At 66.7% G+C, this 21,678-nt stretch carries 22 protein-coding genes and 1 pseudogene; 19 read left to right on the forward strand and 4 right to left on the reverse strand.

Annotated elements, in window-relative coordinates; translation table 11 throughout:
* The first annotated feature begins 104 nt into the window (after window positions 1-104).
* From FHS55_RS20000 to FHS55_RS20035, 8 genes are all read left to right on the forward strand, one after another.
* Entirely contained in the window at window positions 105-890 is a 786-nt protein-coding gene (locus FHS55_RS20000) for an SDR family NAD(P)-dependent oxidoreductase (protein ID WP_183191554.1), read from the forward strand.
* A 32-nt stretch (window positions 891-922) separates the two neighbouring features.
* Entirely contained in the window at window positions 923-1,756 is an 834-nt protein-coding gene (locus FHS55_RS20005) for a polysaccharide deacetylase family protein (protein WP_183191555.1), read from the forward strand.
* A 61-nt stretch (window positions 1,757-1,817) separates the two neighbouring features.
* A complete protein-coding gene (locus tag FHS55_RS20010; RefSeq protein WP_183191556.1) occupies window positions 1,818-3,350 on the forward strand; it encodes a class I adenylate-forming enzyme family protein in 1,533 nt (510 codons plus the stop codon).
* 3 nt (window positions 3,351-3,353) lie between these two features.
* A complete protein-coding gene (locus FHS55_RS20015) occupies window positions 3,354-4,829 on the forward strand; it encodes an amidase (RefSeq protein WP_183191557.1) in 1,476 nt (491 codons plus the stop codon).
* A gap of 83 nt (window positions 4,830-4,912) precedes the next feature.
* A complete protein-coding gene (locus tag FHS55_RS20020) occupies window positions 4,913-5,392 on the forward strand; it encodes a MaoC/PaaZ C-terminal domain-containing protein (protein ID WP_183191558.1) in 480 nt (159 codons plus the stop codon).
* 16 nt (window positions 5,393-5,408) lie between these two features.
* The gene (locus FHS55_RS20025; protein WP_183191559.1) at window positions 5,409-5,810 is read left to right on the forward strand and encodes a RidA family protein; all 402 of its coding nucleotides are present in this window, start codon (window positions 5,409-5,411) and stop codon (window positions 5,808-5,810) included.
* Window positions 5,811-5,912: 102 nt separating this feature from the next.
* A complete protein-coding gene (locus FHS55_RS20030) occupies window positions 5,913-7,532 on the forward strand; it encodes a phytoene desaturase family protein (RefSeq protein ID WP_183191560.1) in 1,620 nt (539 codons plus the stop codon).
* 49 nt (window positions 7,533-7,581) lie between these two features.
* Window positions 7,582-8,763, forward strand: coding sequence for an acyl-CoA dehydrogenase family protein (locus FHS55_RS20035; protein ID WP_183191561.1), 1,182 nt, complete (start codon window positions 7,582-7,584; stop codon window positions 8,761-8,763).
* Between the two features lie 30 nt (window positions 8,764-8,793).
* Here the strand turns inward: FHS55_RS20035 and FHS55_RS20040 are convergent, their stop codons facing one another.
* Window positions 8,794-9,402 carry a TetR/AcrR family transcriptional regulator gene (locus tag FHS55_RS20040; protein WP_183191562.1) on the reverse strand — a complete coding sequence of 203 codons (609 nt, stop codon included), beginning with the start codon at window positions 9,400-9,402 and terminating at the stop codon, window positions 8,794-8,796.
* 446 nt (window positions 9,403-9,848) lie between these two features.
* On the opposite strand from FHS55_RS20040, the gene FHS55_RS20045 reads away from it, so the two are divergent.
* Genes FHS55_RS20045 through FHS55_RS20060 form a run of 4 tightly spaced genes read left to right on the forward strand, consistent with a single transcriptional unit; the run spans window position 9,849 to window position 12,804 of the window.
* Complete coding sequence (locus FHS55_RS20045) at window positions 9,849-10,646, forward strand: amino acid ABC transporter ATP-binding protein (RefSeq protein ID WP_183191563.1); 798 nt, start codon at window positions 9,849-9,851, stop codon at window positions 10,644-10,646.
* On the forward strand, window positions 10,643-11,287 hold the full coding sequence (locus FHS55_RS20050) for an amino acid ABC transporter permease (protein WP_183191564.1): 645 nt from the start codon (window positions 10,643-10,645) through the stop codon (window positions 11,285-11,287). Before FHS55_RS20045 ends, FHS55_RS20050 begins: the two co-directional genes overlap by 4 nt.
* Window positions 11,284-11,943 (forward strand): amino acid ABC transporter permease, encoded by a 660-nt coding sequence (locus FHS55_RS20055; RefSeq protein ID WP_183191565.1) that lies wholly within the window; start codon window positions 11,284-11,286, stop codon window positions 11,941-11,943. The genes FHS55_RS20050 and FHS55_RS20055 overlap by 4 nt, the downstream gene beginning before the upstream one ends.
* Before the next feature lie 42 nt (window positions 11,944-11,985).
* A complete protein-coding gene (locus FHS55_RS20060) occupies window positions 11,986-12,804 on the forward strand; it encodes a substrate-binding periplasmic protein (RefSeq protein WP_183191566.1) in 819 nt (272 codons plus the stop codon).
* A gap of 102 nt (window positions 12,805-12,906) precedes the next feature.
* Here the strand turns inward: FHS55_RS20060 and FHS55_RS20065 are convergent, their stop codons facing one another.
* Window positions 12,907-13,890, reverse strand: coding sequence for a LysR family transcriptional regulator (locus FHS55_RS20065; RefSeq protein WP_183191567.1), 984 nt, complete (start codon window positions 13,888-13,890; stop codon window positions 12,907-12,909).
* A gap of 182 nt (window positions 13,891-14,072) precedes the next feature.
* On the opposite strand from FHS55_RS20065, the gene FHS55_RS20070 reads away from it, so the two are divergent.
* The 6 genes from FHS55_RS20070 (at window position 14,073) to FHS55_RS20095 (ending at window position 20,150) form a co-directional block, all read left to right on the forward strand.
* Window positions 14,073-14,894, forward strand: coding sequence for an electron transfer flavoprotein subunit beta/FixA family protein (locus FHS55_RS20070; RefSeq protein ID WP_183191568.1), 822 nt, complete (start codon window positions 14,073-14,075; stop codon window positions 14,892-14,894).
* A complete protein-coding gene (locus FHS55_RS20075) occupies window positions 14,891-15,871 on the forward strand; it encodes an electron transfer flavoprotein subunit alpha/FixB family protein (RefSeq protein WP_183191569.1) in 981 nt (326 codons plus the stop codon). The genes FHS55_RS20070 and FHS55_RS20075 overlap by 4 nt, the downstream gene beginning before the upstream one ends.
* Window positions 15,872-15,877: 6 nt before the next feature.
* Window positions 15,878-17,383: an FAD-dependent oxidoreductase gene (locus FHS55_RS20080; protein ID WP_183191570.1), complete on the forward strand. Its 1,506-nt coding sequence runs from the start codon at window positions 15,878-15,880 to the stop codon at window positions 17,381-17,383.
* A gap of 42 nt (window positions 17,384-17,425) precedes the next feature.
* Entirely contained in the window at window positions 17,426-18,586 is a 1,161-nt protein-coding gene (locus FHS55_RS20085; protein ID WP_183191571.1) for an NAD(P)/FAD-dependent oxidoreductase, read from the forward strand.
* 203 nt (window positions 18,587-18,789) lie between these two features.
* Complete coding sequence (locus FHS55_RS20090) at window positions 18,790-19,008, forward strand: DUF2274 domain-containing protein (protein WP_343056299.1); 219 nt, start codon at window positions 18,790-18,792, stop codon at window positions 19,006-19,008.
* A 422-nt stretch (window positions 19,009-19,430) separates the two neighbouring features.
* Window positions 19,431-20,150 carry a hypothetical protein gene (locus tag FHS55_RS20095; RefSeq protein WP_183191572.1) on the forward strand — a complete coding sequence of 240 codons (720 nt, stop codon included), beginning with the start codon at window positions 19,431-19,433 and terminating at the stop codon, window positions 20,148-20,150.
* A 7-nt stretch (window positions 20,151-20,157) separates the two neighbouring features.
* Here the strand turns inward: FHS55_RS20095 and FHS55_RS20100 are convergent, their stop codons facing one another.
* Window positions 20,158-21,099: a GlxA family transcriptional regulator gene (locus FHS55_RS20100; RefSeq protein WP_183191573.1), complete on the reverse strand. Its 942-nt coding sequence runs from the start codon at window positions 21,097-21,099 to the stop codon at window positions 20,158-20,160.
* A gap of 222 nt (window positions 21,100-21,321) precedes the next feature.
* Entirely contained in the window at window positions 21,322-21,546 is a 225-nt protein-coding gene (locus FHS55_RS20105; protein WP_183191574.1) for a hypothetical protein, read from the reverse strand.
* Window positions 21,547-21,583: 37 nt separating this feature from the next.
* On the opposite strand from FHS55_RS20105, the pseudogene FHS55_RS23605 reads away from it, so the two are divergent.
* Window positions 21,584-21,678 (forward strand): annotated as a pseudogene (locus tag FHS55_RS23605) ((2Fe-2S)-binding protein); the annotation flags it as partial.

Below are 21,678 nucleotides of genomic sequence, written 5' to 3' on the forward strand. Positions count from 1 at the left end.
GGCGCGCCGGCCCGACAACGCACATGCCCGCCGGCACGAACGGTGGGCATGCTCGCGGCCTTCGATCTGGCGCTCGGGAGCGCCGACAGTCAGGAGACTCTGCAATGGATATGAGCGGCAAGGTCGTGCTCATCACGGGCGGCGAGACCGGCATCGGCCGTGCGACGGTCGAACTCCTCGCCGCCAGCGGCGCCCGCGTCGTGGTTGGCGGTCTTCTGGAAGACGAAGGGGCGGCGATGATGACGGCGGTCTCGGTCGCCGGCGGCCTGGCCGAGTTCCACAAGGTCGACGTGCGCAGCAGCGCCGAGGTGGATGCCTTCGTCGATGCCGCCGCCTCTGCCTATGGAAAGATCGACGGCTTCGTCAACAATGCCGCCGTGTTCGACGGCTTCGTCACCTGCCTGGAGACTACCGACGCGCTCTGGAACCATGTGCTGGACGTGAACCTGCGCGGCACCTTCTTCGGCTGCCGGGCGGCGCTGCGCCACATGGTGCCGACCGGCGCCGGCCGGATCGTCAACGTCTCTTCCGTCGGCGGGCTGGTCGGGGCGGCGGACGGGCCTTCCTATACCGCGTCCAAGCACGCGGTGATCGGCCTCACCAAGCAGATCGCATGTGCCTATGCCGCCCAGGGCATCGCCGTGAACGCGGTCTGCCCAGGCGTCATCGCCACCGAAATCCGCAAGAACTCGACCCGCCTGCTCGGCGACGACGCGCCGAAGATGGCCGGCGTCGGGGTCGACACGGACTGGCTGCCGCGCACGGTGCCGATGGGCCGGAAGGCCGCGCCTTCCGAGATCGCCACCGTGATCCGCTTCCTGCTGTCGGACGAGGCCTCCTACGTCACCGGCCAATACTTCACCGCGGACGGCGGTTGGACCGCGAAATAGGCTGAGCGCGCAGAGCGCCAAGGTTCACAGACATGACAACCGTGTGCCTCACCTTCGACTTCGATGCCGTCGCGCTGTGGGTCAGCTCCTTCAAGCAGACGACGGCCACCCCGGTTTCACGCGGGGTGTTCGGCGCCGAGGTCGGCGTTCCGCGCGTGCTCGATCTTCTGTCCCGCCACGCCATCCCCGCGACCTTCTTCGTGCCGGCGCACAGTGCCGTCTCGTTCCCCGCAGCCCTGGCCGCGATACGCGATGCCGGCCATGAGATCGCGCTGCACGGCTATTGCCACGAGACGCCCGTCGGCCTCAGCCGCGAGGAAGAAGCGAGCCTGCTCGATCGGTCGATCGACAAGCTGTGCGGCGCCGTGGGGCGCGACTTCCACCCCGCCGGCTACCGTTCCCCGGCCTGGGACCTCTCCTCCTCCTCCATCGAGCTGCTCGAGGAGCGGGGGCTGATCTACGACAGCTCGATGATGGCGCGCGACTTCCACCCCTATCTCGCCCGCAAAGGGCACCATGCCGACGAGGACGGCTTCGAGCCGGGCACTCCATCGAGCGTGGTGGAAATCCCCGTCGCCTGGGAACTCGACGACTTCCCCTATTTCGCCTTCCTCAATCGTCCGATGTATTCCGGGCTCCGCGCGCCGGCCGAGGTGCTGGAGATTTGGCAGGGTGAGTTCGACTTCTGCCATTCCCTCGCCGGCGTCTTCACCCTCACCCTGCATCCCCAGATCATCGGCCGCGGTCCGCGCATCGCCATGCTCGACGCGCTGATACGCCATATGCGGGCGAGCGACGGGGTGCGGTTCTCCACCGTCGCCGACGAGGCGCGCCGCCAACGGCTTCCTCTTCTCGGCTCGGGCTAGCGAAACCGATGGCCGCCGCGACGACCGGGCACGCCGCCCTCAGATATTGCTGGAACTGCTCATGACCACCGCTCGCCCGTCCCCCGTCTACGGCGCCCTTCTCGAAATCGTCGCGCGCCAGCCCGACAAGGTTGCGATGACCTTCGAGGATCGAACGCTGACCTATGCCGATTTTCTCGGCGGCGTCGACCGCACCGCCACCCACTTCCGCGCGGCGCGCATCGGCCCGGGGGTGGCGGTCGCCATGTACGGGCAGAACTCGCCGGAAATCATGTTCGGCTACTACGCAGCAGCCCGGCTCGGCGCGATCTTCGTGCCGGTCAATTCGGCTCTCACCGCGGCGGAGGTGGATTACACCCTCCAGCACAGCGGCGCCTCGAAGCTCTACTTCGACGACAGCGTCGGCGAGGCGGCCCGTGCGGTGGTGCCGGCGGCGATGCGGATTCACATCGACACCCTTGCCGAGCCTATCGCGGACGCCACGGACGGAAACGAGGGCGACGTCAGCGTCACGCCGGATGACGACTTCCTCATCATGTACACCTCGGGGACGACCGGCACGCCGAAGGCGGTCATGCTCACCCAGGGCGGCCAGGCCAACGCGGCCAAGGCGCTGGCCCGGATGTGGGGCATAGGCGAGACCGACACGGTGCTCGTCGCGCTGCCGCTGGGCTTCCTCTATGGCCTCTCGACGGCGAGCGCCGTCGCCCTTCAGGCCGGCGCGCGCGTCGCGCTGCTGCCCCGCTTCCACCCGCGCGATGTCCTGGAAGGTTTCGTGAAATGGCGCGCTCAGGTTTTCCAGGGCGTGCCGACCATGTTCTCGATGATGCTGGAATACAGCGAGCAGCGCGATCTGACCTTCGACCTGTCCTTCATGCGCGCGCTGGTCGCCGCAGGCGCCCCGCTCAGCCCGGAGCTGAAGGAGCGCTTCGCCGCACGCTTCGGCAAGCGGATCGACAATTACTACGCCATGACGGAAGTGACGCCGATCTTCGGCGCCTATCACGACGATCCGCGCCCGGTGCCGGACGCCGCCATCGGCCGGGCAGCGCCGCTGGCCGACATCCGCATCGTGCGCGCCGACGGCAGCCCGTGCGCCGAGGGCGAGGAAGGCGAGATCCTCGTGCGCGGCGCCGCGACTCTCAAATATTACTACAAAAACCTCGAACAGACCGCGCAGGTCATGACCGACGGATATTTTCGCTCCGGCGATCTCGGCTATCGAGACGTAGACGGATATTACTATATTTCCGGCCGCATCAAGGACATCATCATTCGTGGCGGCGCGAACATTTCCCCGGCCGAGGTGGAGACGGCGCTGACATCGCATCCGTCCGTGCAGGACGCCGCCGTGCTCGGCGTGTCGGACAGGGTCTTCGGCGAAGTGCCGGTCGCCTTCGTGGTGCTGCGGGCGGGCAAGACGGCCACCGCCGACGAACTGGCCGAACATGCCGGCCGTTCGCTGGCGGCCTTCAAGGTACCTGCCGCAATCCTCCTCGAGGCGTCCTTCCCGCTCGGCAAAACCGGCAAGGTGGACAAGTCTGCGCTGCGCCGGCGGTGGCACGAGCTTAACACCGGCGACGGGCGGGCATAGGCGATGCACGAGCAGGACTTCGTAGCCCAAGACGGGCTGGCGCTGGCGAGGTTGCTGGAGGCGGGACAGGTAACGGCCAGCGAATTGATGGACTGCGCCATCGGGCTTGCCGAGCAGGTCCATCGGAGGCTGAACATCCTGTGCTACCCCCGTTTCGACGCGGCGCGCGAGGCCGCCGCCGGTGCGAGGCCGCACGGCACGTTCGGCGCACTTCCCTTTCTGCTGAAAGATACCGGCCTCGCCTCCACGGCGCTGCAAGGCTCCGTCGGATCGAGGCTGTTTGCCGGCATGAGATCGAGCGTCGACGCACATCTCACCACGCGCTTCCTCGCGGCGGGATTCCTGCCCTTCGCGCGCACCACCGTGCCGGAATTCTGCATGGCTCCGACCACGGAGGCGGTGCAGAACGGAGGGCCGACGCGCAATCCGTGGGATCCGGAACTGTCGGCGGGCGGCTCAAGCGGCGGGGCCGCGGTCGCCGTGGCAACCGGCGTGGTGCCGATCGCCCATGGCAGCGACGGGGGCGGCTCGATCCGCATTCCCGCCTCCTGTTGCGGCGTCTTCGGGCTCAAGCCCTCGCGCGGCCTCGTTCCCTTCGGGCCGCAACGCGGCGAAGGCTGGGCCGGGCTGGCCTCGGACGGGGTGCTGTCGCGCACGGTGCGCGACACCGCCGCGGCCCTCGACGCCATTGCGGGCATGGATCTCGGCGCGCCCTATGCGGCGCCACCCCGACCGGCGTCCTATCTGGCGGAACTGCCCCGGCCGTTCGATCGGCCGCTGCGCATCGCCCGTTGGTCGAGCGCCTTTGACGACATTGCCCTCGCCCCCGAGTGCCTGGCCGCCGTCGATGCCGCGACACGCGCGCTCGACGATCTCGGCCACGAGGTGATCGAGGCTCCCCTGCCCGATCTCGGCTTTGCCAGGTTTCTCGACGCGATGATCGATATCATGGCCGCCAGCGTCACATTGACGGTGAACGGCTATCTGCGCGCCCATCCCGAGATCGATCCGGCCCAGGCTCTGGAGCCGGCGATCTTCGACGCGCTGGAACAGGGCAAGCGGATCAGCGCCGAAACCTATGGTCTGGCGATCAATCGTTTCCACAGTATCGGCCGCAAGCTCGCCATCTACCTGAGCGACTACGATTTTATCCTGACGCCGACCTTGACGCAGCTCCCGGCCCGGCTCGGGGAGATCTCCATGGCGGACGATTTCCGCTCGTTTCGGCGGAAAGTCGGGCGGTACACCACCTTCCTGGCCATCATCAACGCGTCCGGCCAGCCCGCCGCCAGCGTGCCGCTGCACTGGACGGCGTCGGGCATTCCCGTCGGGATCCAGCTGGTCGGCCGCTTTGGCGACGAAAGCGGCGTGCTGCGCCTGTCCGCCCAGTTGGAGAGCCTCGCGCCCTGGGTCGGGCGCCTGCCCGCCCGCGCGGGTGGGGTCGCCAGGAATGAAGATATTGACGTTCTCGTACGATAAATATACTCAATAGTACGTTTGTTGAAACCGTGCCTTCCGGCTGCGCTCGGCGTTCGGAACCGGAACATCAGGAGTGAGATCGAATGAGCGACAGCCGCGCCGCCGGCATCGGGCCCAACGCCAGGTATTTCGACGATTTCGTCGTCGGCGAGGAATGGATCACCCCGCGTCGGACCATCACCGAAGCCGATCTGGTGCTGTTCTCCGGTCTCACCGGTGACTTCAACCCGATCCACACCGACGAGGAATTCGCCAAGACCACCCCGTTCGGCGGGCGCATCTTCCATGGCCCCGCAGCCTTTGCAGTGGCCACCGGGCTTGAAAGCCGGCTCGGCATCAAGGAAGGCACCGCCGTCGCCTTCCTTGGGATGAACTGGAACCTCAAGGCGCCGATCCGGATCGGCGACACGATCCACGTCTATCAGCGCGTGGACGGCCTGCGGCCCACGTCCAAGGGCGGCCGCGGCATCGTCACTTTCTGGGTCGAGTTGCGCAACCAGCGTGGGGAGGTCTGCCAGGACGGCGAGTGGAAGGTCATGTTCTTCTGCCGGCCGGAAGCCTGAGCGAGGAGATGGCGGCATGACATCCGCGCCGATCACCGCCTTCAATCCGCCCGGCGCCAGCTGGCCGGGCCTGTCGCAGGGAACGATGCTCAGGGGCAGCGGCATCTTCCTGCTGACCGGCCATGTCGGAGTGGACGCGCAGGGCGAGCCCGTGACCTCCTCGCTGGAGGACCAGATCGTCGCCCTGTTCGAGAACCTGAGGAACACCCTCAAAGCCGGTGGGCTTGGGTTCGAGCATGTCGGACGCCTGACCGCCTTCGTCACCGACAGCGATCCGGCGATGATCGACACGCTGCGGCGCGTGCGCGCGCGCTACCTCAACCCGGATGCGCCGCCGGCCAGCGTGCTGGTGCAGGTTGTAGCGCTCTACGATCCACGGCTCCGGATCGAGATCGAGGCGATCGGCGTGGTTCCCTGAGGCCCGCGCTGCACGGCTCATCCGTCGCCCGGACCTACCAACGTGGCACTCCAGGGCCTGACAATGCCGGTCCGAGGATTCGGCGGCTGCGGAACACACCCCATGCGGAAAACCTACGACGCAGTCATCATCGGCGCGGGACATAACGGGCTCACCTGTGCCGCCTATCTCGGCAAGGCCGGCCTCAAGGTGGTTCTCGTGGAACGCCAGCCCTTCGTCGGCGGCGCGGCGATCTCGCGCGAGATTTTCCCCGGCTACAAGGTGTCGGTGGCGTCCTACTGGATGTCGCTGCTCCAGCCGAAGATCATGCGCGACCTCGACCTGCTGAACAACGGCGTCGACGTCATCCCCGTGCCGCCGACCTTCCAACCCTTCGACGACGGGCAGAGCGTGATCTTCTGGCCGGACCAGAAGCGCCTGCTGGAGGAAATCGAGCGCATTTCCCCCGCCGATGCGGCAGCCTATCCAGCCTATGAGGCGCATATGGAGCGGCTGGTGGGGCATATCCGCCGGCTGGTCTTCGAGACCCCGGTCGACCCCTCGACCATGACGCTCGGGGATCTCCTGAAGGCCGCGGGACTGGGCTGGCGCAACCGCGCGGCGGCACCGGACATCTACGACATCTGGGACCTGCTGACGCTGAGCGCCCATGACTTCCTCACGCGCTGGTTCGAGAGCGACAAGGTGCTCACCATCTTCGGCAGCTATGCCTCCGGCTCGGCCGGCATGCTCAGCCCGAAGAGCCCGGGTTCGGCCTATGTGTTGGCGCGCCCCTTCCTGCGCGAGAACACCACGGACATGGGCCCGGGCGGGCTGGTACGCGGCGGCATGGGCTCCATCTCCGACGCCATGCTGAAAGTGGCCACCGCGCATGGAGCCGAACTCATCACCGGCCGGACCGTCGACAAGCTGCTGGTCCGCGACGGCCGCGCCGCCGGTGTCCGGCTCGACGACGGCCGGGAGATCGCCGCCCCCGTCATCATCTCCAACGCCGGCGCCAAGGCGACCTATTTCGACATCATCGGCCCCGAGCATCTGACCGGGCAGGTCATCGGCCAGGTGCAGCGGCATCGGACCACGTCGATCGCCTTCAAGATCAACCTCGCCACCCATGCCCTGCCGCGCTGGACCGCCTACGACCAGCGCCGGCTGAATGCGCCGGATCCCGGCGGCATCGTGCTGGCCGAGAATTCCGAGGAACTGGAAGACGCCTTCCACTCCGCCCTGCAGGGCCGGATATCGCCGCGACCCTATCTGTGGATCACCACGCCGAGCGCGTTCGACGCCACGGTCGCTCCTCCCGGCAAGCACGTCGTCCAGATCATGGGCGGGCATGTGCCCTACACGCTGGAAGGGCGGGAGTGGGACGCCGCCGCCAAGCAGGAACTGGTCGATATCGTGCTCGCCCAGATCTGCCGCTACGCGCCCGGCTTCGACCGGGAGATAATCGATGCGCAGGTGCTGACGCCCAGGGACATCGAGGAGATGTTCGCCATGGCGGACGGCCACGTGCACCATGGCGAGATGAGCCTCGACCAGGTGTTCTTCCGCCGGCCCATCGCCCACTACGCCGATTACCGTACGCCGGTGAAGGGCATGTACATGTGCGGCGCGGCCTGCCATCCCGGCGGCGGAGTGACCGGCGTTCCGGGCCACAATGCCGCCCGCGAGATCCTGCGCGACCTCGGCAAGAGCTTCCCCGCAGCGTCGAGCCGGCTCTGAGCCAACCGCCCCTCTCCCGCCGTTCGGACGATCAAGGACGCCGCACATCATGCGCTACGAGAACTTCACCGACGTCGAGATCGAGATCGTGCGGACCGTCGAGCGTTTCGCCGAGGAGAAAGTCCGGCCGAAGGTCGCGGATTACGAGACGAACGGCACCGTTCCCGAGGAGCTCATCGCCGAGATGGGCGCGCTCGGCCTGTTCGGTGCCGCGGTGCCGGAGGAATATGGCGGCCTGGGGCTGCGCCTGCCCGTTTTCGCCGCCGTGTTCGAGAAGCTGAGCGCCGCCTGGACGACCATCGCGGCCTATGCCAACAGCCACGCGACCGTCGCCTATGCCATCGCCACGCACGGTACCGAGGCGCAGAAGCGCGCCTATCTGCCGGGCCTCGCCACTGGCGAGCATCGCGGCGCGCTGTGCCTCACCGAACCCGGCAGCGGCTCGGACCTGCAGTCGATCCGCGGGACGCTGCGCGCCGACGCGGACGGCTATCGGCTCAATGCCTCCAAGACCTATGTCACCAATGGCGCGCGGGCGAGCCTGCTGCTGACGCTCGCCCGCCACCCCGCGCAGGACGGCGAGACCAAGCCGCGCTTCAGCCTCGCTCTGGTGGAGAAGGCGTTCGGCGGCGTCCAGGTGACGTCCGCCTTCCACAAGATGGCGTTCGACCTCGTCGACACGATGCAGATCGAGATGGACGACGTCGCGGTGCCACGCGCCAACCTGCTCGGCGGCGTGGAAGGCGCCGGTTTCCGCCAGCTGATGGATTCGCTGGAGGTGGGGCGCATCGCCATCGCCATCAGCGCGGTCGGCCTCGCCGCCAACGCTCTTTCGGAAGCCAGGCGCTACGCGTCGGAGCGCATCACCTTTGGCGTCACCATCGACCACCACCAGGCCATCCAGCTCAAGCTCGCCGACATGGCGACAAAGCTCGTCGCCGCGCGGCTGATGGCGATGGAGGCGGCGTGGGAGAAGGAGACCGGTCGCCGCAGCGACATGATCGGCGCCATGGCGAAGATGTTCGCATCCGACATGGCGGTCGAAATCGTGCAGGATGCCGTGCGCATCCATGGAGGCGCCGGCTACATCCGCGAATACACGGTCGAGCGCCTGTATCGCGAAGCTCTGCTCTACACGATCGGCGAAGGCACCAACGACATCAACCGGCTGGTGATCTTCCGCCGCATGCAGGGCGATTACGAGCGCGACTATCTGGGCCTGCCGGGCTGAGCGGCCGCGTCGCGTGGGCGCTGAGCCGGCTCAGCGCTTCACGCAGCCATTCACCACGATATCGGCGAAATGGGTGGCGATTTCCTCGGGCTTCAGCGGCCCGCCCTTCTTGAACCAGTCATGCGTCCAGTTGCACATGCCGATGATGCCGCCGACGATCAGCGGTAGCGGGATGTCCTTGAACTCACCCTGCTGCACACCGCGCGTATAAACCACGCGGAAGCGGTCATTGTAGACGCTCTTGCGCTCATCCACGATCTTCATCTGATCGTCCGTCAGGTTGCCCTGTTCACGAAAATAGATCGCTGTCCACGACGTCCTCTCAAGGACGTTCAGGGCGTGTTTTCGGACCATAGACCATAGCATCTCACGCGGGGTGACACCACTGGCAATGATGTCATCCATGTCATGCGCCCAAGCTTCGTTGATCTGCTCGAAAATCGTCCACAGAACTTCGTTCTTATTCTGAAAATAGTAATACACGACCGATTTTGTGTAGCCGAGGCGAGCCGCAATTTCATCGATGGTGACGGCCCGATACCCGGCGGAGGCGAAAAGCTCCGCGGCCGCAGCGGTAATCTCTTCCTGAACATAGGCCTGCTTCTTGGCCTTCAGCTCCTCGCGAAACGACTGCTTCATTGAAATGCGTAAACCCCGTTTGCCCGGCCGGGCACCGCAACACACTTCGCGCCAATATAAATAATCTGACCCTCAAGTCTACTCTGCGTACTCGCGCACTTCTCGACCTCCCGCCGACCCGGCCGTTTGACGCAGCCCCCCGGGCGGGCAGAGGCGGCCGCCACCCCTCTCGCGTCGACGGCAACCGCGCTGGCGCCGCCTGCCGCCGTCACCCCGACGCCGCGGCACTTTACCTCCGGCGGACCGCTGGCCGCGCTTGTCAAGAACGACGGAGTGTGCACAAATACGGACGCGCCGGTATGTTAAAAAGACCGATTGGTCTGTCGCATGAATTGCGCTGCCGGAAATCAAGGAGGAACTGAGCGTTGCATCCGCTGGCCTCATCCAAGCTGTCGAACGCACGACGCCCTGTCGTACGTGAAGTCCATCTGGCGGGATACTGACCCATGTTGTCGGTCTCTCCACGGGAAGAGCGTGCCGATGCCCTCGTGTCGCGCCGCGAATACGTGCGCGTCGAAGGTCTTGGAAAGTCATTTGGCCCGCACCGTGCGCTCGACGACATCAACTTTGCGGTCAGGTCGGGCGAAGTTGTCGCCATCATCGGCCCCAGCGGCTCCGGCAAGAGCACACTGCTCCGCTGCCTCAACCAGCTGGAAACGCAGAGCGAGGGTTCCGTGACGCTGGCCGGCATCACCATTGATGCCGCGAAGCCGGCCACGCGCCAGCAACTCACCGAATTGCGGCGCTCTGCCGGAATGGTGTTCCAGTCCTTCAACCTCTTTCCGCACATGAGCGTGCTGCGAAATGTGAGCCTGCCGCAGGAGCGGGTGCTCGGACGCAGCCGGAAGGAGGCCGACGAGCGGTCGCGCGCGCTGCTGTCGCGCGTCGGGCTGGAGGCGAAAGCCGATCAGTATCCCAACCGCTGCTCCGGCGGCCAGCAGCAGCGCATCGCTATCGCGCGCGCGCTGGCTCTCGATCCGAAGATCATGCTGTTCGACGAGCCGACCTCGGCGCTCGATCCGGAACTGGGCCTCGAAGTGCTGGCGGTGATGCAGGAACTCGCCGAGGCCGGCATGACGATGATCGTCGTCACGCACGAGATGCACTTTGCCGAGACCGTCTCCGACCGCATCATCATCATGGCCGACGGACGGATCATCGAGGAGGGGCCGAGCGCTGAGGTCATGCGCCGGCCCACGACCGAGCGAGCGCAACGTTTTCTCAACGCGGTGAAGAACCGATGACGCTCGACGCGGTCCTGCTCATCGCGAGCGGCATTCCATTGACACTTGCGGTGACAGCCGGGGCCTTCGCGCTCGGCGCGGTGCTCGGCATCCCGCTGTGCGCTCTGCGGGTGTCGCGCTCGTCCACGCTGCACCTGGCCGCCGTCGCCATCATCATGCTGCTCCGGTCGATCCCGCCTATCGTCTGGCTGTTCCTGCTCTATTTCGGCATCGGCTCGGGCTTTCTCCGGGTCGGCCCGGTCGAGGCCTCCGTGGCAGCGCTCGGGCTGATCACCGCCGCCAACATGGCGGAGATCTATCGGGGCGCCCTGCGCGGCGTTCACTCGGGCCAATGGGAGGCCTCCACCGCCCTCGGCATGAAGCCGTGGGCGCGCTTCCGCGACGTCCTCGCGCCACAGATATGCCGGATGGCGCTTCCGTCCTCCGTGACGTTCTTCATCGGGCTCCTCAAGGATTCGGCCATCGCCTCGACCATTGGCGTCGGCGAGATCGCGTTCCAGGCCAACTACATCTCCCGGCGGACCTTCGAGGGGCTCGAGGTCTTCGCCGTCGCGGGCCTTGTCTACATTCTCATCAGCCTGCCGATCGCCGCGATGTCCCGCCAACTGGACAGCCGCCTGAGGGAGCGCGTGGCGCAATGATCGATCTGCTCGACTTCTGGCGCGATTCCGTACCGCAGTTGCTGGACGGGCTGGAGGTGACCCTCCGGATAACCGGCGTAGCGCTGGCCCTGGGGATTCCGCTGGGGCTGGCGCTCGCCCTGGGCGTGCAGTCGCCTACCTCGTCGATCCGCTACCCCTCCCTGGCGATCGTCGAGATCGGGCGGGGGGCGCCGGCGCTGATCCTCCTCCAGTTCGCCTATTTCGGCCTGCCATCCGCCGGCCTCAGCCTTTCTTCCTTCGCGGCCGCGTCGATGGCGCTGGCCTGGACGACCGGCGCCTATACCAGCGAGATCATCCGCGCAGGGTTGCAGGCGGTCCCGCGCGGGCAACGCGAGGCGGCGGTCGCCGTCGGCATGACCCATATCGACGGACTGCGCTTCGTCATCGTGCCGCAAGCGATGCGCATAGCCGCGCCGGCGCTGCTCGGCTTTGCCGTTCTCATGTTGCAGGCCTCCTCGCTCTGCTTCGCCATCGCTTTGCCTGAACTGCTGTCGCAGGCCTACATCATCGGAACGAATACATTCCGATACATGCCGATCCTGTGTCTCGCAGGAGCTCTGTACGCTGCCATCTGCATTCCCGCGTCGCTTGCGGTGGCTTCAATTGAGCGAGAACTAAGCCGGCACACCGCCTAGACCAAAAACACAACAGAGATCGACCTAAAGGGGAACTTCACCATGAAACATCTTCTCAGCACCGCCGCCGTCATTGTCTTGGCGCAGCTCGGCATCGCTCAGGCGATGGCCTGCACGCCGACCATTCCCACGGTCGAAAAGGGCAAGCTGACGGTCGCGGCCTATGATTATCCGCCCTTCAGCGTTACCGGCCCGGGCACCAAGATCGGCGGCATCGACGCCGATATCGTCGCACGGGCCGCCAAGGAGAACTGCCTCGAAGTGGCGCCGATGATCATGGATCCGGCGGCGACCATCCAGGCGGTCATCACCGGCAAGGCCGACGTCGCGATCGGCAGTTGGAACCGCACCGAGAAGCGCGCCGCCGTGCTCGACATCTCGGGCCCGACCTATCTCGACCCGATGGGCATCTTCAGCAAGGAGGGCTTCGACAGCGTCGAAGCGCTCAAGGGCAAGACGGTCGGCACCGTCACCGGCTATCTCTGGGTCGGCGAACTGCAGAAGCTGTTCGGCCCGAGCCTCAAGCTCTACCCCACGCCGATCGCTCTCGCCCAGGATCTGGAAGCCGGCCGCATCGATGCCGGCGTCGATGGCTACAATTCCGGCATCTTCCTGCAGAAGACGACCGGTGGCTACAAAGGCGTTGTCATCGTCCTCTCCAAGCCGGACGAGCGCGTTCAGGCCTCGGTGCAGCCTGCCCAGGCCGGCATCCTCTACACCAAGGGCAATGCCGCCCTCGGCAAGGCGCTCGATCTCAGCATCACGCAGCAGCACGCGGACGGCAGCATCGTGAAGGCCCTGCAGGCCGCCGGCTTCGATGCCAAGGTCGGCGACGTCGGCGAGCCGCGCATGGTCAAGTGAGCCCAGCCGACGGCAGGCTTCAGATCTCGCAAACACACGCGAAAAGCGGAGGGCCGGATGCATGTCCGGCCCTTTTGCGTCGAACGGTTCCGGACCAGTACCTCAGGCCCCGTCTCCGGCGGGGTCCGTTCGTTGCGTTCCATCCTGAGTGGCCTCCGTCGCGGCCATCTCCTGCTTCAGCCAGTCGATGAAGGCGGCGGCAGCCGGATGCTGGGCGAAGCGTGGGGCGACAAAGAGCACATACCAGCCGAGCCGGACGTCGGTATGAAACAGTTCCACCAGCCGCCCATCTCCGGCCCCGCCCGGAAGGGTGAAGCGCGTCGCCAGTACGGGGCTGGGCACGGTGTCGGCGGCGTCGTAGGCCAGTGTGGCATTCGACAGGATTGGCCCGGTGAGCCGGTGGTCACCCCCTGCTCCGACCTGCTCCAGCCATAGTTTCCACTGCTCGCGGCTCTCCTCGTGGATGAGCGGCATTTCGGCCAGCCGGCCAGGCTGGTCGATGCCATCGAACCGGGAAATCCACCGGCGGCTTACCAAGGGAAACACCCGCGGCGATATGAGCGGCGTGACGTCCCCCGGCATCCTGTCGAAGGTCGCGTAGGTGATCATCAGGTCCATATCGACCAGATCGGCGGCGGGAATCGGATCGACCGTGCGCAGCCGGACCTCGGGCCAACCGAAAATCTCCTGGATGAGCGGCAGCCTCGGGGTCAGCCATTTTCCGGCAAGGCCAGCGACCGCGCCGATGCGCAGCGGCCCGCCTTGTCGGTCTGCCCTCAGTTCCTCGGTCGTCGCGGCGATGAGGCCGAACGCCTTGCGCAGCGTCTGATACAGCGAGAGGCCCTCGGGGGTCAGGTGAATGCCGCGCGGCCCCGCGAGAAGCAGCTTCACCCCCATCCAGTCTTCCAGATAGCGGATGTTGCGGCTCACGACGCTGTGGCTGATGCCGATGGCGTCTCCCGCGCGCCGCATCGACCCCAGCCGACAGGTCGCCTCGAAGGAGCGGACGAGATTCAGCGGCGGCAGCGCCGCCTCTCCTCCATCCCGCGCGACGCTTCCCGCCTTTGGCGATCGCCTCTGTGCCAAGGCCGCCCCCAGTGGTTCGCTGACGAACCACTGTAGGTCGATCTTCGCAATACCTCAACGGCGCGATTGAGTGGTAGCCATGTGACGACGGGAATGCGGTTCCGGTCGAACTTGCAGCCCCCGTTGGCCTTGTCGCCGCGATGCCCTTCTCGCGTTTCCGTCGGCATCCACGGGCATGACCCATGGATGCGGCGCTCATCAACAGCGGTGCTCCCTTGCATATCGTCGTCCTGCTGAAACAAGTTTTCGACCCCAGCACCCCTCCCGATCGCATCGCGATCGGCGCCGACCACCGTTCGATCTCGGTCGGTGCCGGCCTGACGCCGGTGATGAACGGCTACGACGCGAATGCCCTGGAAGAGGCGATACGGCTCAAGGAGCGCCATGGCGCCTCGGTCACGGCGATCAGCCTCGGCGAGGAACAGGCCAGCACCGTCGTGCGCCGGGCCCTCGCGCTGGGCGCGGATGCCGGCGTTCTGGTCGTCGCGCCTGCCGGCCTTGGTCAGGGCGCGACCTTCACCGCCGCGTTGCTGTCGGCCGCGCTGAAGCGCCTTCCGAAGGCCGATCTTGTGCTTTGCGGCCGCGCCTCGTCGGACACCGATGCCGGGCAGGTTCCCGCTATCGTCGCCGCTGCCCTGGACGCACCGCTGATCCTTCCCGTCAGCGCCGTGCTGAGTTCGGCGGAGGACCACATCGTGGTGGAGCGCCTGTCCGATCGTGGCGTGCAGCGCCTGAAGTCGGCGTTCCCATGCGTGCTCGGGGTCTCCAACGAGGCGAACACCCCGCGCCCACCCAGCCTCAAGGGTGTCATGACCGCCAAGAAGGCGCCGCTCACGATCTGGAACAGTGCCGATCTCTCGGTCGAAACAGCGCCGGCCGTCACGCTTCAGCGCCTGTCCGCGCGAGAAAACGTGCCCGTCGACATCGAAATCATCGCCGGCAGCCCAGCAGAGGCCGGCGCCCGGCTGGCGGAACGTCTGGTGGAAGCGGAGTTCGTCCGATGAACGGCATCCTTGTCTTCGGCAATGGCGCGGGCGGCGCCCTCGATCCCGCGTCCTGGGGGCTCGGCAACCTCGCTGACGAACTGGCCCGCAAGCTCGGCGGCGCGCCGGTGGCCGGCGCTCTCGTCGGAAGCGACGTGTCCGCCGCCGCCGCGATCTGGGCCGCCGGCGGACCGGATCGGATCATGCTGATCGAACACCCCTCTTTGGCCGCCTATACGAGCGAAGCCTACATCGCCGCGGCACAGGCGATCATCGGCGCGGTGCAGCCGAGGCTGGTGATCTTTCCGCACAGCACGGACACGTCCGAATGGGTGCCCCGCCTCGCCGCCGGCCTCGGCTGCGGCCTCGTGACGGCGTGCAGCGGTCTCTCGGCGGAAAACGCCCGGCTGCTGGCGGTTAAGCCGGTTTGCGGCGGCTGTATCGAGGCAAGCTATGCGATCGAGGGCGAGCTACAGATGGTCACCTTCGCCGGCTCGCTGCCGGAAGGACGACGGCAAGCGCCGCCGGGCGAAGTCGTCTCGCTCGCCCTGCCCCTGTTCACGCCGCGCGTCGAATGGCTGGCGGATATGGCGAACGACGCCGACGACGGTCCGAAACTGAAGGATGCGAGGATCGTCGTCGCGGGCGGGCTTGGCATCGGCGATTCCGGCAACTGGTTGCTTGTGGAGGCGGCGGCGTCCGCCCTCCACGCGGCGGTCGGCGCGAGCCGAGCGGCCGTCGAGATGGGCTGGGCGCCATCCGCGCGGCAGGTCGGCTTCAGCGGGGCGAAGATAGCGCCGGAGCTCTATGTGGCGATCGGCATCTCCGGCGCGCAGCATCACATGGCGGGCCTCGCCCGCGCGAAGACGATCGTGGCGATCAATTCCGATCCGAACGCCGTCATCTTCCGCCATGCGCATTTCGGCGTCGTCGGCGACGCCCGCCTTGTCGTGCCGGCTTTTCTTCAACGCCTGACCGAACTTCGCAAGCAGGGGTGATGCGCCATGTCCGAGGCATCGAAGAAGGTCATGGTGATCGGTGCCGGCCCTGCCGGCTGCGCCGCCGCCCTTGCCGCCGCCGGGTACGGTCTTGACGTCACGCTCGTTGACGAGCATCCGCAGGCGGTGTCGGCGATGAGCCTCGACGCGCCCTATTTCTACGGGTCGCGGCTCGCGCCGGTGCTGTCCAATGACGGCGAGATCGCCGACCGCGTCCTAGGTGCCAATGAGGGGCTGATGGAATGCCTCGACGCCGGTGTCGAGGTCCTCGTGGGCACCAGCGCCTGGGGAGTGTTCCGGTCGGGGCCCAACAGCCGCCACCTCGCGGGCGATCAGGTTGGCGTTGCCGATCGCGAGCGGAGCTGGATGCTGCCGTTCGACTATCTCGTCATCGCCAGCGGCGCGCGCGACCTCGTGCTGTCCTTTCCGGGGTGGGAACTGCCCGGCGTGCTGGGGGTAATGGGTGCCAGCATGCTGCTGCGCAGCTACGAGGCCCTCGGCGGCCGCAGCCTGCTGATCCTGGGCAGCGGCAATGCCGCCCTCGCCTTCGCCCGCGATGCTCTCTCCGCGGGCCTCACGATTGCCGGCATCGCCGAGCCGGCGCCGCAGGTGCAGGGCGATGCCGCGCTCGCGCGCGAGCTGGAAGAGGCGGGCGCGCGCTTCTATCTCGGCCATACGATCCAGCGCGCCCTCGGCGAGGGCTCGGTGAGCGGCGCCAGGCTCGCCGGTCATGACGGCAGCGATCGCCCGGGCCAGACCATCGATGTGCCGTGCGATACGATTTGCCTCGCCTTCGGCATGGTGCCGAATGTCGAGCTGCCGGCGGTGGCCGGCTGCGCGATCGGCTTCGACCCGGCGCGCAGCGGCTGGGCGCCCATGGTCGACGCGAACATGGAGACGACCCTGCCGGGCATCTTCGTCGTCGGCGACGCGGCGGGCGTCAGCGAAGCCGGGTGCCTGGACAGTGCTGGCGCCGTCGCGCAGGCGCACAGGGCGGCAGCGTCGATCGCCATGCGCGAGGGCTTGCGCGCCGCGCCGGCAGACGCGCCGCCTCGGCCTACCGCCAGCGCGGCGACGCACTTCCCGCCCGATCTCTGGCTGTCATCGCTGACCGCAAGCGGCGGCATGGATGTGCTCGTGTGCCAGTGCGAGGAGGTCTCGCGCCGTGATCTCGTCACGGTCGCCCCTCCAGCTTATCTCCGGGCATCGGAAAAGATCGCTCCCGATGCCGTCACGATGCTGACCGTGAATGGCCATCCCAGCCAGGATTCGCTGAAGCGCCTCACTCGCGCCGGGATGGGCCATTGCCAGGGCAAGCGCTGCCGCGAGCATTCGGCCATGTTGCTCGCACGGGCGGCTGGCGTCGACCTCGCCGACGTGGTGACCGGCAGCTACCGGATACCGGTGCGGCCGATCCCGCTCGGCGTCATCGCGCCGGCGGACGAGAGCGCGCAGATGCGGGCCGACTGGCCGGTGTGGCTGCATCCGGTCGCCGAAGAGACCGGCCACTGAGCCGACCTTCCGAGAATCACACGAACGGGCATCGGAACGAACATGGAAACGGCGGATGTCGTGATCGTCGGCGCGGGAATCATCGGTCTTTCGGCCGGTTACTGGCTGGCGAAGGCGGGCGCGAAGGTCGTCGTGCTGGACAAGGGCCGCGCCGCCCAGGAATCGTCCTCGCGCGCCACCGGGTTCCTGAGCCTCCGCGGCGAGGAGCCGCTTGAAGCCCCTCTCGCGCTCGCCGCCGAACGGCTCTGGAACACACTCGACGAGGAACTGGGCTACCCCACCGAGTGGCGGCAGAAGGGGCGGCTATGGGTCGCGCTCGGCGAGCACGAGCGTGACGCCCTCGATGAGAAATACCGCGGCTTCCTCAATACCGGCATTCCGTTCGAGCGCATTGACGGCGAGCGGTGCCGCGAGATCGCGCCCAGCCTCAGCCCGGCGGTGATCGGTGGCATCCATACGCCCCGCTCCGGCCACGCCAACCCTCAGCGGACCACGCAGGCTTTCGCCTGGGCGCTACGCGATCGCGGCGGCGCGATCATCGAGGAGCGGCCGGTGACCGGCATCCATGTCGCGGGAGGCAAGGTGACAGGTGTCGCCACCCCGGCCGGCGACATAAGCGCCGGCGTCGTGGTGGTGGCGGCCGGCGCGCAGACCTCGAAGGTCGCCGCGCTCGCGCATGTGGAGGTCCCCACCGCCACGGTGCGTCTCGAAGCCTGCGTGACCGCGCCGCTGCCGCCTTTGTTCGACGTGGCGATGGTCGGCGGCGGCCTGTCGCTGCGCCAGACACGGCGCGGCAATATCCATTTCAACGGCGGCCCGCATGAATGGGTCGATGTCGAACTCACCGAGGAACCTGCCAAGCCGAACACCCCGATCCTGCGCAACATCGCGCGGCGCCTGGCCGAACTGATGCCCGGCATTCGGGACATTCCGCTGCTGCGCAGCTGGGCGGGGGTGCTGGAGGTCACGCCGGATCAGATGACCATACTCGAGCGCCTGTCCGATCCCGATGGCCTGATCGTCGCAAGCTGTTCGGGCCACGGCTTCGGCATGGCTCCGAGCGCCGGGCTGGCGATCAGCGAGCTGGCGCAGCACCGCCGCACCTCGCTGCCGATAGAAGCGCTGGGCCTGTCCCGCTTCAGCACGCTCCCGCGCGACTGGAAAGCCAGGCGCCGGTGGGAACCCGGTCGATACAACACCTAGCGTTGGCGCCTGCCCCGTGACTCTCGCGCGGTCGCCATGCGCTTCGGCGAAAACGCAGAGCATGGACCATGCTCTGCCGAGACGTGCCGGCTTTATCCGCCAGCAACGCGCCATGACGCCATCTTGTGCTCGAATCCGACAGGCGCTGACCATGGCAAAGTTGAAGCTCGGCCCGCTGTCGGACGACAAGCCCGTACCCGCCCGTGCCGCTGCAGCGGAGTTGCTCTGCCTATGCTGAAGCGCTCGCCGGTGAGGCCGGCCCGTCGATCGCGGGTCCTGTCGAGCCGACCGTGCCGATGCCAGACCGGTTCATCGCTTCAGATCGAGGAATTGCCAAGGCGCGGCGGGTAGGAGCAACGCAACCTCATACCGGGTTTCCGCACCTCTATACCGCCACTTCAAGTGAGTGTCGGTATCGGTGACTGCGGACCACCTGCACGACGTCGCGAGCATGTTGAAGGCGTACTCCCGCGAGGGGTTAGGCGCCTCCTCGATGCGGCCCCTCACGGCCGTAGAGATTGCTGGTTCTGGCTCGTCCACTCGGTGGAATTGGCGAGGGGCGAACGCCTGATTGACGAGTACGGAGCGGCTTGGCGATGAGCAGGAGGGCTGCTGCCGGCGCTGCGCCGAGAGCCGACATCCCCGTGACTACGCAATTCGGACCTCTGGCTACCTTGCGTGAATAGACTAGTTACGAGACATTGGCAGTGACAGAAGACTTCGTCGCAGTTCTGTGTCGGATGGCCGTAAACAAGGCATCTATGGCATTCTACGGTCGGGGATCGGTCCCTTAATATCCGACATCGACCGTCGCCCCAAGGGCCCTGTTCTGTCGGAGTCTGCCATGAGCCGCCTCAGAGATTTCGTCATAGACGCCCATGGCGGCCTGCCGCGCTGGCAGGAGTTCGAGCAAGTCTCGGCGGACCTTCACCAGGGTGGCGTGCTCTGGGGCCTGAAGGGCCAGCCGGACACGCTGAGCCGCACCAATGTCACGGTAGGTCTCCGCAGTGAATGGGCCTCCCACGCGCCGTTCGGGACCGATCGGCGCCGCTCGCGCTTCGAGCCGGGGCGCGTCGCGCTCGAGAGCATGGACGGCACGCGGCTGGAGGAACTGGCGGCGCCGCGGCAGAGCTTTGCCGGCCATACCCTCCAGACGCCGTGGACCGACCTGCAACTGGCCTATTTTGCCGGCTGCGCGATGTGGACCTATCTGACCCTGCCGTTCCTGCTCGCCTGGCCGGGCGTGGAGTCGGAGGAACTGGAGCCCTGGACGACCGACAGCGGCGACTGGCGCCGTCTCGCCGTGCGTTTTCCCCCGACCATCGCGACGCATAGCACGCTGCAGACGCTTTATTTCGATGGCGACGGGCTGCTGAAGCGGCATGACTATAATGTCGAGATCGCTGGCAACACGCCCGGGGCTCACCTCGTCGGCGATTATGTCGAGGTCTCCGGCATCCGCTTCCCGAGCCGCCGGCGCATCTATGCGCGGCAGCCGGACGACAGCTTCGGCACGGAGCCGCTGGTGGTCTCCATCGACCTGTCGAACATCCGCCTCTCCTGAACGACGGCTAGAGGGTGGCGAGCGGGCCGGCATCGTTCCGAACCGATCGCGGGATATCGCCATAGACCCGCGTGAAGGCGAGCCTCATTCGTTCCCGGTTCTCGAAACCCACTTCACGCGCGATTTCCTCGATGGGCAGGCGCGACTGTTCGAGCATCAGCTTCGCGGCCTCCACGCGCAGCAATTCGACGGCCTTCGCCGGGGTCGTCCCGGTTTCGGCCCGGAAAAGGCGGGTGAACTGGCGGGGACTGAGGCTCGCCGCAAGGGCAAGCTCCTCGATACCGAGGCGGGCCTTGAGATTGGCCCGGGCGAAGTTGAGGGCCCGCTGCACGCGGTCCTCGCGGGCGTTCAGCTCCAGAAGGACGGAATGCTGGGACTGTCCGCCGGATCGGCGGTGATACATGACCAGGCTCCTGGCCACTGTCCGCGCGAGCTCGCTTCCCTGATCGCGTTCGATCATTCCGACCACAAGGTCGATCCCGGCTGTCATTCCAGCCGAGGTCCAGATGGTGCCGTCCTCGATGAAGATCTTGTCCATGTCGACCCGGCAGCTCGGGAAGCGCTCCTTCAGCGCGGTAGCGTAGCGCCAATGCGTGGTCGCGCGCCGGCCGCTCAGCAGCCCGGCGTCTCCCAGGATGAAGGCTCCCAGGCAGATGGAGGCGATCCGACGCGCATGTTGGGCGGAGGAGCGCAGCAGCCTCACGAGACCGGGAGAGGCGGTCGGTATCTCAAGGCCCGCGCTGACGATCAGGGTGTCGTACGCGCCCTCGTCCAGCCGCTTTGTCAGCACCTGCATCCCGGCGGACGACGGGATCATCCCGCCCTCTTCCGAGACGACATCGAGTTCATAGAGCGCCCGGCCCGCGCGCTTGTTGGCGACCTCGAATGCCGCGATGGCGGACAGTCCGATCATCTGGAAATCCGGGCCTACGACCAGACCGATCCTCATCGTCGCTCCTCGTCATCCTGCGGCGGGCAGATGGGCGCCGGTGCCGCGCTTCGCCAGCCGGATGGCGCGAATAATGACATGTATGTCCTGTCCGGCGCGCGCCGCGGCTGCAATGATCCGCGCATCGCCCTCCCCACACGTGGGCGGCATGAAATCTGCCACGCGCCAGCGATCCAGAGGGCGGCGAGAGCGGTGGCTCTCTCGTCCAACGGCTCAGCGGGGCTATGGCTTCGTATCACGGCGGGGCGAATCCGTCTCGATTCTGGCCGGAAAGCCGATCCGCATGGCGCGAACGTCGAATATTTCTCTGTGTTGATAAACTGTAATATTTGAAATCAAGCGAACTTGATTGAACAAGGGCGCCGCCATCAGCGCTGCCTCCACGTGCATATCAATAAAGTGACGGTTTACCGGCGCGGATATTTTCTTCTGCGCCAGCGATGACATCGCGCGTTCCCGCAACATTTCAGGTCAAGAGGGGCGAATGACCGATCTCACCATCAATGGCGCTCGTCACAGCGTTGATGTTCCGGCCGAGATGCCTCTGCTTTGGGTGCTGCGCGACGTGCTGGGGATGAC

Origin of the sequence: Ancylobacter tetraedralis (genome assembly GCF_014195655.1) — a bacterium.
Lineage (GTDB): Bacteria > Pseudomonadota > Alphaproteobacteria > Rhizobiales > Xanthobacteraceae > Ancylobacter > Ancylobacter tetraedralis.

Bases quoted from the DNA above. Each gene is read 5' to 3' on its own strand.
- FHS55_RS20000 (WP_183191554.1), top strand. From the start codon at position 105: ATGGATATGAGCGGCAAGGTCGTGCTCATCACGGGCGGCGAGACCGGC.
- FHS55_RS20005 (WP_183191555.1), top strand. From the start codon at position 923: ATGACAACCGTGTGCCTCACCTTCGACTTCGATGCCGTCGCGCTGTGG.
- FHS55_RS20010 (WP_183191556.1), top strand. From the start codon at position 1,818: ATGACCACCGCTCGCCCGTCCCCCGTCTACGGCGCCCTTCTCGAAATC.
- FHS55_RS20015 (WP_183191557.1), top strand. From the start codon at position 3,354: ATGCACGAGCAGGACTTCGTAGCCCAAGACGGGCTGGCGCTGGCGAGG.
- FHS55_RS20020 (WP_183191558.1), top strand. From the start codon at position 4,913: ATGAGCGACAGCCGCGCCGCCGGCATCGGGCCCAACGCCAGGTATTTC.
- FHS55_RS20025 (WP_183191559.1), top strand. From the start codon at position 5,409: ATGACATCCGCGCCGATCACCGCCTTCAATCCGCCCGGCGCCAGCTGG.
- FHS55_RS20030 (WP_183191560.1), top strand. From the start codon at position 5,913: ATGCGGAAAACCTACGACGCAGTCATCATCGGCGCGGGACATAACGGG.
- FHS55_RS20035 (WP_183191561.1), top strand. From the start codon at position 7,582: ATGCGCTACGAGAACTTCACCGACGTCGAGATCGAGATCGTGCGGACC.
- FHS55_RS20040 (WP_183191562.1), bottom strand. From the start codon at position 9,402: ATGAAGCAGTCGTTTCGCGAGGAGCTGAAGGCCAAGAAGCAGGCCTAT.
- FHS55_RS20045 (WP_183191563.1), top strand. From the start codon at position 9,849: ATGTTGTCGGTCTCTCCACGGGAAGAGCGTGCCGATGCCCTCGTGTCG.
- FHS55_RS20050 (WP_183191564.1), top strand. From the start codon at position 10,643: ATGACGCTCGACGCGGTCCTGCTCATCGCGAGCGGCATTCCATTGACA.
- FHS55_RS20055 (WP_183191565.1), top strand. From the start codon at position 11,284: ATGATCGATCTGCTCGACTTCTGGCGCGATTCCGTACCGCAGTTGCTG.
- FHS55_RS20060 (WP_183191566.1), top strand. From the start codon at position 11,986: ATGAAACATCTTCTCAGCACCGCCGCCGTCATTGTCTTGGCGCAGCTC.
- FHS55_RS20070 (WP_183191568.1), top strand. From the start codon at position 14,073: ATGGATGCGGCGCTCATCAACAGCGGTGCTCCCTTGCATATCGTCGTC.
- FHS55_RS20075 (WP_183191569.1), top strand. From the start codon at position 14,891: ATGAACGGCATCCTTGTCTTCGGCAATGGCGCGGGCGGCGCCCTCGAT.
- FHS55_RS20080 (WP_183191570.1), top strand. From the start codon at position 15,878: ATGTCCGAGGCATCGAAGAAGGTCATGGTGATCGGTGCCGGCCCTGCC.
- FHS55_RS20085 (WP_183191571.1), top strand. From the start codon at position 17,426: ATGGAAACGGCGGATGTCGTGATCGTCGGCGCGGGAATCATCGGTCTT.
- FHS55_RS20095 (WP_183191572.1), top strand. From the start codon at position 19,431: ATGAGCCGCCTCAGAGATTTCGTCATAGACGCCCATGGCGGCCTGCCG.
- FHS55_RS20100 (WP_183191573.1), bottom strand. From the start codon at position 21,099: ATGAGGATCGGTCTGGTCGTAGGCCCGGATTTCCAGATGATCGGACTG.
- FHS55_RS20105 (WP_183191574.1), bottom strand. From the start codon at position 21,546: ATGTCATCGCTGGCGCAGAAGAAAATATCCGCGCCGGTAAACCGTCAC.